The 12,186-nt window shown below is 33.9% G+C and carries 8 protein-coding genes; 2 read left to right on the top strand and 6 right to left on the bottom strand.

Annotation, left to right across the window (positions count from 1 at the left end; translation table 11 throughout):
- The coding region (locus BUB96_RS06440; RefSeq protein WP_200789062.1) for a transposase at positions 1–138 on the top strand (138 nt) is incomplete at its 5' end.
- A gap of 171 nt (positions 139–309) precedes the next feature.
- Here the strand turns inward: BUB96_RS06440 and BUB96_RS06445 are convergent.
- The 5 genes from BUB96_RS06445 to BUB96_RS06465 form a co-directional block, all read right to left on the bottom strand.
- A complete protein-coding gene (locus BUB96_RS06445) occupies positions 310–1,278 on the bottom strand; it encodes a reverse transcriptase family protein (protein WP_073297986.1) in 969 nt (322 codons plus the stop codon).
- A 614-nt stretch (positions 1,279–1,892) separates the two neighbouring features.
- On the bottom strand, positions 1,893–3,269 hold the full coding sequence (locus BUB96_RS06450) for a glycoside hydrolase family 1 protein (RefSeq protein WP_073297989.1): 1,377 nt from the start codon (positions 3,267–3,269) through the stop codon (positions 1,893–1,895).
- Between the two features lie 43 nt (positions 3,270–3,312).
- Positions 3,313–4,593, bottom strand: coding sequence for a glycoside hydrolase family 125 protein (locus BUB96_RS06455; RefSeq protein ID WP_073297991.1), 1,281 nt, complete (start codon positions 4,591–4,593; stop codon positions 3,313–3,315).
- An 11-nt stretch (positions 4,594–4,604) separates the two neighbouring features.
- Entirely contained in the window at positions 4,605–7,226 is a 2,622-nt protein-coding gene (locus BUB96_RS06460) for a glycoside hydrolase family 38 N-terminal domain-containing protein (protein ID WP_073297993.1), read from the bottom strand.
- 44 nt (positions 7,227–7,270) lie between these two features.
- Positions 7,271–8,593 (bottom strand): PTS sugar transporter subunit IIC, encoded by a 1,323-nt coding sequence (locus BUB96_RS06465; RefSeq protein WP_073297996.1) that lies wholly within the window; start codon positions 8,591–8,593, stop codon positions 7,271–7,273.
- Positions 8,594–8,748: 155 nt separating this feature from the next.
- On the opposite strand from BUB96_RS06465, the gene BUB96_RS06470 reads away from it, so the two are divergent.
- Positions 8,749–9,465 (top strand): GntR family transcriptional regulator, encoded by a 717-nt coding sequence (locus BUB96_RS06470; RefSeq protein WP_073297998.1) that lies wholly within the window; start codon positions 8,749–8,751, stop codon positions 9,463–9,465.
- Between the two features lie 70 nt (positions 9,466–9,535).
- Here BUB96_RS06470 and mngB read toward each other — a convergent pair whose 3' ends face one another.
- Entirely contained in the window at positions 9,536–12,184 is a 2,649-nt protein-coding gene (gene mngB, locus BUB96_RS06475) for a mannosylglycerate hydrolase (protein ID WP_073298000.1), read from the bottom strand.
- Positions 12,185–12,186: the final 2 nt, after the last annotated feature.

Consider the following 12,186-nt stretch of genomic DNA (forward strand, 5'->3'; position numbering starts at 1 on the left):
GAAGTGCGACGCCGTGAAAATATCATTCGTATTTTTCCTAACCAAGACTCTGCCAATCGTTTGATTGGTGCTGTTTTAATGGATAAACATGAGGAATGGGTAGGGTCTAATAGAAAATATATTTCATTGGAAGATTAATCCCATGAGGCCTTGACAACGAGCCTCCTTCGGTCTGCCTTTTTGTCTGTGCGGCCGATCAGGCCAGCCTGTCACAAGACTAGCAGACCGAAGCTCATTATCAAGGCTCATTACTTTGTTAGATTATTGAACAACCAGCGTTAATCACATTGTCTACTATTTTACACAAGATTATGGACTTGACACATGGTTTCCAATTACTAATTTAGTTTTCTTTGAATTAACTTTAAAATCATATTTCTCAATAATTTTTATTATATCTCGACGTCGATTAGGATGAATAAAATTATTAGATGAAAAAGTGAAATCATCGTAATAAGCTGAAAAAGTAAAACAATTATGTAAAGAATATTCATATAACTCTTGATACATTCTATGATATGAAAGAAAACTTAATACTGGACTAGTCGAATATCCTTGAGGTAAATGTCGATGATTATTAACTTTTGCTGTTACTAAATTAACTAGTATTTTTGCAATATCTGATGGTTGAGACATAGAATTATAAAAGAAGTCATAAATGTAAGAATCTCTCGTACTAGGAAAAAAATTAGCAATATCAAGTAATAACATGTAATCTTTATTTAAGTGACGACTAGCATTATCAACATAGCTTACATTTTGTATGCCTCCACAAAGATAACTAGGAAATTTTATTTTATTTAGCATTCCTGTCATCCTTTTTAATGCTCTTTTATGCTCATTTGAAGGATTATATAGTTCTCGTGTTTTACCATTAGTTTTTTTCTCGAAGGGATAAACAGTATAATACTTATCTACATTTTTTAAAGTTTTCAACTCAAGATGCAACAATTCTGACAGATATTTTTTATTTGACACCCCATAAAGCACTGATTGAGTAAAATCCATAAAAAAACTCCTTCTTTTATAAGAAAAAGTAGAAGCCAAGGTTTCTATGAATTCGATGAATTCAATTAGATATGGTAATAAAATATATGACAGTCTTAAAAAACACTTTATAACAAGAGCTATTATGCTGATCACTTTAATAAAATCACATAAACGTACAATTATTAATATAAATTGTAACCAAATGTAATTATCAGCTTTAGCTTCTAGACTATCTAACCACTGTTTAATCTGAACAATTTTTTGCTTGAATTTTTCTTTAAATTCCATAGCAGTATACCCCCCTATAATTATTTAGGTCATAAGACCCACCCCTGCGTAATAATTATAGATTTTTAGAAATTAAACAGCCTTGTTTAGTGCTTCAACTTTACTTAGCAAACTATATTAAGTTAGTTTGTAAATTGCCCCTGCTTTAGTAAGTACCTATACTATAGATATTCATGCACGTATCAATGGCTCGATACAAGGCGAGATATCATAGGACTCATTAGGACGCATAACATACCGTCAACATTAGTTATTGACAAATTGAACTGCAAGGAAATCTTGGTATCGTTGTTCATAAACAAATTATATCAGTAAAACGCTTACAATTCTACACAATATATAAATTTAATTATCTTTTGTTTTTATTGTACTTAGTCAACTTATCTACTCAGTTCTTCCTAAACTCGGATTTCCATTCACCAAATCATGAGTTAAATATCTCTTCACTTCTTTATCCACAATCGAAAAAAACATAGCTTTTATAGAAAAGTAGATGAGATTCGAATAAATATCTAATAGCACTGGCCATTAGACAAAAATCGGAATAAACGTCCAATAGAATCAGAAAAACGCGAGGCAGCTCTCGTCCTACTTCGCGTTCTCTATCTTTCTAATTAAAAACCGTTATTTTCACTCAACTCTTTAAACCAATGTCCGGATTTCTTGATGGTTCGTTTTTCAGTTTCTAAATCTAATTCAACTAAGCCGTATCGATTTTTATAAGCATTCAACCAAGACCAGCAGTCGATAAATGTCCATAAGAGGTAACCATGACAGTTCGCGCCATCTTCAATCGCTCGATGTAATTCTCGGAGATGACCTTGAATATATTCAATTCGATAATCATCTTGAATCATTCCATCTTCCCGATACTGCGCTTCCCCTTCAACACCCATTCCATTTTCAGTTAAAATCCATTCAATATTTCCATAATCTTCTTTAATGGTCATAGCCAAGTCATAAACACCTTTTTCGTAAATTTCCCATCCACGATAAGGGTTCATTTTCTTACCTGGCATATCATGTGGTTCATAATAATACTCAGGTAAAAATGGACTTTCCGGATTCCATTGATACTGTGGGGCTTTTACACGTAAAGGCTGATAATAATTTACACCTAAAAAATCAACCGTATTTTCACGAATAATCGCCAACTCTTCTTCCGTATATTCAGGCAATAAGTCGTGTTCCTTCAGAATCGAAACTAACTCTTCAGGATATTCACCTTTTACAGAAGGATCTAAAAAGCTCTTCGCCTGAAACAACTCAGCCACACGAGCCGCCTTCTGATCAGCTGGATGCTCACTACGTGGATAAGCCGGTGTCAGATTTAAAATAATACTAATGCGATAATTCGCATCCACTTCATGACAAGCTTTCACCGCCATCGAACTCGCCAACTGTGTATAATAAGCCACCTGAGCAGCTGCCTTTGCATCTACCTTCATCGGATAATGAAATTGGTAAAGATACCCACACTCCACATGAACAATCGGCTCATTAAACGTCACCCACGAATCCACATACTCACCAAACAACTCAAAACAAGTACGCGCATAATTCTCATAAGCGTAAACCGTCTCTTTTGACTCCCAGCCACCCATTTTTTGGAGTTCTAGCGGCATATCAAAATGATACAGATTTACGATCAATTCGATTCCTTTTTCTTTAACACGTTTAAAAACATCTTCGTAAAACGCGACTCCGTCTGGATTAATATCCCCTGTGCCTTTTGGAAATAAGCGAGCCCATTGAATGGAGGTACGGAATACATTATGTCCTGTCTGCTCCAACAGCTCAATATCTTCTTTATAATTTTTATAAAAACCGGATGTCTTTTCAGGGCCTATTTCATTATGAAATTTTTCGGGTTCAATCTCATACCAATAATCCCAAATGTTTTCGCCTTTGCCGTCACCTTCTACGCGACCTTCACTTTGAGGAGCTGAGGTCGAACTTCCCCATAAAAAGCCTTGTGGAAATTTCAACATTTTTCTAATCTCTCCTTCAATCTATTACTGCTTAAATTTACGATTATTTACTTTGATCAAAATAATGAAAAACTAATTGACAAAATGTCATATTTGACCAAGAGAACCACTCTCTTGTGTATTGAGAAGGATCGTCTACATGAACACCTTCATGACATTGCAAAGTATCTGCATCGGTTGCCACAATTTTATCCATTTTTTCTTTCGTCACTTCTACATCATTTGTTGTTAGACCTTCCATGGCAATAGCAATTGGCCAAACATGTTCAGGTGGCGTGTGCGGACTGCCCACACCTGCTAAATATTTACCTGAATAATAGTACTTATTGTACTCACTTAAAACATATTTTCTTGTCGTTAGATATAACGGATCACTCGGTTCACAGTAATTTAAGAAAGGCAATGAAAGCAAACTTGGAACATTCGCATCATCCATAAATAATTGGTTGCCCAAACCATCTACTTCATAGGCATATATTTCTTCGCCCGTCTCTTCAACCGTCATTGTACCGTATTCTTTAACGCCTTTTTCAATCTCTGAAATGAGAGTTTCCATCCGCTCTTTTAATTCTACATGTGTGTCAGGAACAATTGGCAATAACTGTCTTAATGAAGCGACTATAAATAGGTTTCCTGGAACAAAATAACCGTACACACAAGCATCATCACTTGGACGGAAGGCACTCCAAACCATTCCCGTATAACCAACCGGAGCGCCTCGGCCTCCATCCGACAAGGTGTCTTGCGAGACACAGTCTGGTCGATTGAAATAATAAGGGGATTCCATGTGATGTTGTTCTGTAACGAAGGTATTTATAATTAAATCAACTGTTTCCCAGAATTCCTCATCTAAGTGTGCATCATAACCTGTTTTCTCATATAAATTGTAAGCAAGATGCAAAGGGGTACATAACGAATCAATCTCAAATTTACGTTCCCAAACTAAATCAGAAACCGGAATATCCGTCTCATCCCCACTGTTATAATGTGCACCCGTAGCTGTTTTATTGAAAGAGTTGGAATAAGGATCATGCTGGATATAAGCTAATTGCTGTTTAATTACCCCATGGATCAAGTCTTTCACTGCCGGTACATCTTCTGCAATTTCTAAATAAGGGAGAACTTGAAAGCTAGAATCACGTAACCACATAGCTGGAATATCTCCAGTTGACACAAATATTTTACCATCTTCTTGAACAGAAACCGTATTTGTAATCGTATCGACCAGCGAATTGCGAAATAGTTTTGTTGCTTTTTCTGTAGGTAAACTTATCGTCTCCGCATAATTTGTTATATCTTTTATTAATTGTTCTTGATTAATCATCTATCTCTTCCTTAAGCTTTTTTATTTGGAAATATTCCGTAAGTTCGGATTTCACCAGGATTAAAGGGTTCTAAGGCATATTCTTTAATGTTATTCGCTAAAGTTTCGCCTAGCTCACCACGAAGATTTAACAACATCAGATTACTATCTCGCTCTAATTTTAATTTTCCAGGATTTTCAATGACTGAATCTGTTGCATTATAGAAACGTAATTCATAACCTGATCCATCCACTTTTGTTTGTAGACTACTAAATGTAACCTGTAGATCTTCTACTTCGATTAAAGCAGAATGTTCAATTTTTTGTGGTAACTTGTTGACTTTAAAATATTGGATCGCTGTCGTAAATTCATTTAAGTCTTGGTTTTGATAGAACAATTGATCCTGAGTGGTTAAGACATATTTGCGTTGAATACGATTTGGATCAAATTCATCTTCCACTAACAAGGTTCCTTCAAATGTATACTCACCCATTAATTGACTATCTGGTGTTTCAACATAGCGCGTCTGTAAACCAGAGGCATCTCCAGGACGACGAAGCATATCTGGGCGGCCTAAATATCCAACACCACGTAAGATAGTTACAGCCATTCGGTCGAAATCTTCACCAATCAATTGGAAGACTTTAGCTCCCTTACCTAGGAACGTCCAGCTTGTTTCATTCGAGTGCGTATTTGCAAAATGAATCATAGGACGTAAACTGGTCGGCTCTTCTTTATAGCCAATTTCTTTCCAAGTCGCTAATTTTTCCTCTTCCACAGGACGATCGATTACCCCAAAAGGAGTATCTGCATAAGAATAATCGGCTTTTACATCTGTATTAAATACTAAACGCAAGCGGTGGTCTTTTGCTTGATTATCCACTTTTAATGAAATTTTGATTCCTGGTTTATCTTTGACTAGCTCTAAAGTTAATTCATAAGGAATTTCTGTATTTAATAATTTTTCTTTTCTCGCTTCTAAATCGTAAGGTAAATCCCACTGACCTTTTAGATGAAATGAACTAATTAATTCTCCTCGAACAGCTTCAACTGCCGCATCCGTAAAGTTTAAATCTAAAATCCAATCATGATAAGCCGGTGAAAAGTCATAGTTATCTCCTTCATCTCCACCATCTTCAACAGTTAAGAAGCTTTCATAAGTTTTATCTTTCTTTTTGTCGTATAAAGCAAGTCCACTATCTTCCATAGAAATCGCAAATAAATCATTTTCAATCTGACGATCTTCTCTACGATCGATTTCCACAGCTTCATCACATTCAACAACCTGATACTGAACCCAATCCATCGCTGGAATATTCACTGGACAAGCAATCGTCGTTACATAATAATGTTCCTTTGTCATCTCTTCTTCATTACGGCGCAATACCGCAGCATTTTTTTCTTTTTGTTCCAAAATGTCAAAGTTTACTGGTTTATTCTCATCATCACGTAATTCAAAGCTTACTTCTTTGGTCGTAAGTTCAAATTCACGAATTTCATCTACAGCAAACGGTAGTGGATTCCACATAAATAAATCGTCCGCTCTATCTTCAGCCACTGAAATGCTCATTTTTCTTAAAAGGTAATTGCGTAAAGATTCAGCTTGTTGCAAAGCATTAATTCCCCGTTGACGAATATCTGCATTTGTTTTGTCACTGTTACAAGCTCCAGAACTATCGTGGGCTTGACCTAATGCAATAATTTCCCAGACTTCATCGATTAATCCTTCTTTCGTTTCTAATCCCTTTTCATTAGCAACAGCATGTAAAGGTTCCACTTGATAAGTCATCATACGTTCCAATTGGTCGTATAATAATTTTAAATCCGCACGTGAAGAGTAAATTCCTCGGTGTATTTTTGAAACAGAAGGTTCAACAAACTCACCAGAAAAGGTAGGCAACTCTTCATCTTTTATTTCCGTAAAGAAGTTTTCATAGTTGCTTTCAACAAACTCCGCACGATCTTGTGCTTGATTCGCTAGCGCAATTCTTTCTTTTAGATTAAAGTCAACCGGTCTTTGATCGCCACCGGTTGGTAAAACAGTGTGTTCAAGGTTCGAATTCTTTTCAGTTTTCTTCACTAGATCCATAAAGTTATCTTCATCAATTAATTCAGAACCCGCTACATAACCGTCATGAATATTCGCGGTTAAAACTTTTGATCCATCATTAGACGTCCAATAAAAATAACGGGCATCTATTTCTGTTGGAATTCCGCGCCAGAATATCGCTTTTTCAATGCCAAGTCCTTTATAAATCTTTGGCATATCTTGAGATTGACCAAAGGTATCAGGTAGATAACCAATATCCATCACTCCACCTAATTGATGAGCTGAATCCATCCCAAAACGGAGATTTCGGATAATCGATTCTCCACTTGTCACCATCTCATCCACCTGCGTATACCATGGCCCAATAAACAGTCTTTTTTGTGTCACAAACTTCCGGACCAGTGCTTCTTTTTCGGGAAATAAAGTAAGGTAATCCTCTAAAATTGACATCTGGCCGTCTAATACGTAATAGTTTAAATCATTACTTTCCAAAGCGGCAAAGACCTCATCCATATGAAAAGCAAATTGAACTTTCGCTTCTTGACGCGTAAAATACCACTCAAAATCCCAATGTGTATGGGCAACAACATGTATTTGTTTCACAACTACACTCCTTATATCTTCGATAGTAATTAATTTTTCCTTAATTATGCAACATCTTTCTCAGCATTTCTCTGATTAATAATAACAAATGGTGCGTAAATGATTGTATCGATAATGACTAAAACAAGTGTTAATACAACTGGACTTAAGTGGAATGCACCTGTAATCCAAGTACTTACAAAGATTGGTTCATTTCCTGCATTCAATACCACAAGAGGAACGACCCAACCGATTTTTGTGACAACATAAGCGACAATTGCGTTTAACATTGGAACTAAAATCCATGGAATGAACATGACTGGATTTAGTACGATTGGTAAACCGAAGATTACTGGCTCATTAATTCCAAATAATCCTGGCACAAATGAAAGTTTTGCTAATTCATACTCCGTTTGTCCTTTTTTTGCAAAAATTAACATCGCTAAAATTAAACCAAATGTTGCTCCTGATCCACCAATCATTGCATAAACGTTTGTCATAGTGTTTGGTGCAATAGGAATTCCTTCAAAACTTTGAGTTTCCGCAAAGCGAGCACCAATTTCTAAATAAAGTGGTAACCAAAATGAAGAAACAACTCCCCACACAATATTAAATCCATGCAAACCAACAAACCATAAAATTTGTTGAATAAGAATAACCAATAGAATAGCTGGTAACCCTGTTCCTACAGTTAACAATGGTTCAATTAAGATTTCAGAAATCAATTGTAGAAGTGATGCATAACCTAATGTTTCAATAAGGATACGAACAAGTCCAAATGATAAAAGTACCCCTGTAATTGGAATTAATGAAAAGAATGAGTCAAAAACATTTGGTGGCACATTTCCAGGCATTTTAATCGTCAATTTACTACGAGTAAAGCGTGAGAATAAAAAGACCGCTAGCATCCCAACAATTAAACCAGTAAACATTCCTTCAAAACTGAAGAAAGAGTTTGAAAATCCTTCAATCACTTCTGCAGCCGGGTCATCAAAATTAACATTATTAGGTACCATAATAAAATAAGATGAGAAGGCAAGTAGAGTTGCGATAATCGGATTCATGTTTTCATTCTTTTTATCTTTCTTTAACTCCATCGCTAGAGAATAAGCGGATGAAAACACAACAATTAATCCAACAATTCCTAGCGTTGCCGTATTTAAATAACCAAATAATTGACTTAGTTTTACAATAAGTTCATTCGTAACTCCTCTATTTTCAATTAACGCATTTAATTGCATTTGAATAAGGTTTGAAAAAGACCCTACGACTGTAAACGGAATAATACGAATAAATGCATTTTTAACCGTTTGCAAAATGACGTTGCTCTCTACCCATGCAGATACCTTCAGCAAAGGCTCTTGTAACTTTTCCATATCAAAATTCATTTTTTTTGCTCCTTTTTTAAGTTGTTTGAAACGTTTCTAAGATTATATTAGCTGAAAAATGAAGAGTTGTAAACCATAAAATTAAATTACCCTTTACAATTTTACTATTTTATATATAATTAGTATATACTATTTAATATTAGGAGGTATACAACTTGTCAAAATACCGTGATGTCTATTCAGACATCAAAAGAAATATATTAACTAACCACTATCGTGCCGGCACTCAGTTACCAACTCAAGAATATTTTTCTGAAAAATATGATATTTCTCGTATCACGTTAAAAAAAGCATTAAATTTATTAGAAAATGAAGGATTAATTTATAGTAAACAAGGATCTGGAACTTTTGTACGCAATCGAATTGATACTCCTTCTGAAGAAATGTTACCTTTAGATCTACCAGTAGGCGTTACACATTCTCATCGTGATCAAAAAATAAAAAGTAAAATATTACATTTCGATGCTCGACTTCCAAATAAAAAGGAACAAAAAGAATTACTCCTTGATCAACATTCTCCGGTATATGAATATAAAAGAGTACGAATTATTAATAACCAGGTGCATAGTTTTGAGCATTCTATTATGCCTGTTGAGGTCGCTCCACTGAACGAAGACATTTTAATGAAATCCGTTTACGATTATTTGGGGACAGAGATGAATCTTCAGTTAACAGATGCCCGAAGAATTATTTATGCCGCTAAAGCAGATAGAGAGATTAGCAAAGCACTAGAAGTTGAAGAAGACGAAGCCATTTTTGTCATTGAACAAGTCGCTTATGACCAAAATGGTAAAGCCTTTGAATTATCAAAATCAGCCTTCAAAAGCGAACAAACAAAATTTGTTCTAGATGTTCATATTAGTGAACATTAATTTTTGAAATTCAAAAGGTGCTATTGATTTTTACTCAATAGCACCTTTTTTATTAAAAACAAATAAATTATTATTTATCTATTTTAATTGTACAAAACTGGTTGTGTTTTAACTTATTATTAATTTTAGAATTTGTATGTTCATCTAATTCTACTGTTTCGTTATTTTTCAGTTCTTTTGGTATACGCACTTCTTTATCAAAAAACGGATTATATAATCGTACTAAATAATTTTCATTATTTTCCGATTTTTTAATTGCACTTACCCCAATATTCTTTGAATCAAATTCCAATAAATTGTAATTGTCTTTCAATGCTTTTTCTTCTCTTTTTTGACTAAAAATCATGCGTCCATTTAGGAAATCAGAATTTTGGTAACTCGGTAGTATAGTTAAATATTCTTTAGAAATTTTAGCGAGATTTACATTTCTCAAACCTTTACAAGAATTAATGTAAACTGCAAAACTACATTCGATTTTTCCTAATAACTGTGCATCAGGTGTCTCAACAATTGTTTCTCCAGAAGCTCTTCCAGGTCTATAAAGCAGATTTTCTCTTCCCATATGACTAAATGTTCTAAACAATGTAAGTTGAATTGTACTAAAATCTTCGCCAACAATTTCATACTCACGAACACCTTCAGTTAATACTGAAAACAAAGCTGATTCTTCTGATAATGCTACATAACTTTGCATTGGCTCAATAGAAATAGGTGTTTCATCCCAATTTTCTTCTTCCCATATATCCATCTCATCTAATCTTGTAGGTCTTTTTATTGGACCAAATAAATGATCAGCGAAAGAAAATTTACTTGCGATTCCCGAATCAAATTGAACTGATAATTTATGACTTAGAATATTATTATCAATTTCAACATTAAAATTAATAGTTTCTGATTCTTTTTCTAAATCAATAGTTACAGTAACGGGGAGATTTTTTGATGCACTATTGTTTGCTCTCTCATCTAAATCATAAGGAACTCGCATGTCGAACGAATAAATTAATTTTTCGTTTACAGGATTCTTATAAACATTTATTTCTGTTCTTTCTGCGTTAATAGATTTTACATGCATATCTTTTTGTGGCGGTGAAAAATTATAAGAATCTCCATCATCACCTGAGTTAATAAACACCATTTGATTTTTATAAATTCTATCAGAGGATTTATCTGTAATATCAATTGTATTATCGTCATTTAACTCAATTAAATATTTTGAGTTTTCAATAAACTGATTATCATCAATTTTGTATTTATTTAATTGACTATTCTTTTTATTGGAATCAATATATAATGATTTATAACCTAATCCCTTTAGGTCTTTCATATAGACTTTCATTTTAATTAAATAAACTTTCTCTGGTATATATATGTCTTTACTTGAATCTATTTTTATTGTTTGTTTCAGTACGTACTCTGTGAGTTCTTGCGATTCTTCAATCACATATTCATACTCTTCCCCAGAGTTTATATCATACAATGCATATTCTAGATTAGGCACATAGGCCTCAACTTCTATTACTCCTTCATAATTATATGGCAGTGGATTAAAAGAAATAATATTTAAATTATTATCATATTTAATTTTGTTAGAAATTGTTCTCATGGTTATTTCTAATAAATTAGTTGCTAAATCTCCTGCAACTTTATAGCGATATAAGATATCTCTATTTGTAGAATCGCTGTTACAACCACCAATACTATCATGTGCGGCATTTTCAAACATTAATTTCCAAATTTTTTCTAGTATAGTATGAGGATATTCTAATCCAAGACTATCTGCCACAACTAAAATTGGTTCAAGTACATTCACTATGAAGTTTTCAATCTCATTATTCAACTGTTTCATGTCAGCTCTTGTCGAAAATATAGTTTTATGAACTCTACTATGCTTTGCTTGAGTTAATTCTCCTTTAAAAATGTTCAGTTCATTTTTGCTGCTCTCAAGCATCTCCAAGAAATAATCTTCTGGATTGTTTAATTTGTACTCTCTCTCGGAGTCAATTCGATTAAAATCACTAATTAATTCTGGGAGATTTTCCCTAACAGGAGCTTGATCATGACCATAAGGGAAGTAAACATGATTTGTGTTAGATTCTTTATCTAATTTCCCTATAAAATCATCAATATAATCTTTCTTTTTTGAATTATTCTCAGGAATTCCGTATTCCCCACCAAAATGATAGCCATTCCTCATGATAGTTGAATATACTTTACTGCCATCTGTACCTTCCCAAATAAATTGAGTATCTTCAAAGGTCGTATCAGCGACTCCACGCCAAAATATAGCAGTATCAATTCCAAAACTTTTATAAATTTGTGGCATATTTCCACCTTGGCCAAATGCATCTGGTACATAACCCACATTAAATGAATGGCCAAGTTCTTCAGCTTTATTGATTCCATAGAGAAGATTTCTGACTATTGATTCTTGAGAGATAACTAGCTGGTCTGTTTGAGTATACCAAGGTCCGATAAATAACCTTTTGTTTCTAACAAGATTTTCAATTCTTGATTTATCTTCGGGATGATACTCAAGGTAATCTTCCACTAATGAGGTTTGTGCATCTAAAACAAATGAACTAAAATCTGAGTTTTCTTCCAAAATTTCTAGAACTTCTTTAACTTGTTTAATCAAATAGATAGTAGAACGAGATGTATTAAAGTACCATTCTCTATCCCAATGAGTGTGTGGAACTAAATGAACTGTCTTCTTTGCCATTA

Origin of the sequence: Atopostipes suicloacalis DSM 15692 (assembly GCF_900129085.1) — a bacterium.
GTDB classification, from domain to species: Bacteria; Bacillota; Bacilli; order Lactobacillales; family Carnobacteriaceae_A; genus Atopostipes; species Atopostipes suicloacalis.

Bases quoted from the DNA above. Each gene is read 5' to 3' on its own strand.
- BUB96_RS06455 (WP_073297991.1), bottom strand. From the start codon at position 4,593: ATGATTAATCAAGAACAATTAATAAAAGATATAACAAATTATGCGGAG.
- BUB96_RS06450 (WP_073297989.1), bottom strand. From the start codon at position 3,269: ATGTTGAAATTTCCACAAGGCTTTTTATGGGGAAGTTCGACCTCAGCT.
- BUB96_RS06465 (WP_073297996.1), bottom strand. From the start codon at position 8,593: ATGAATTTTGATATGGAAAAGTTACAAGAGCCTTTGCTGAAGGTATCT.
- mngB (WP_073298000.1), bottom strand. From the start codon at position 12,184: ATGGCAAAGAAGACAGTTCATTTAGTTCCACACACTCATTGGGATAGA.
- BUB96_RS06445 (WP_073297986.1), bottom strand. From the start codon at position 1,278: ATGGAATTTAAAGAAAAATTCAAGCAAAAAATTGTTCAGATTAAACAG.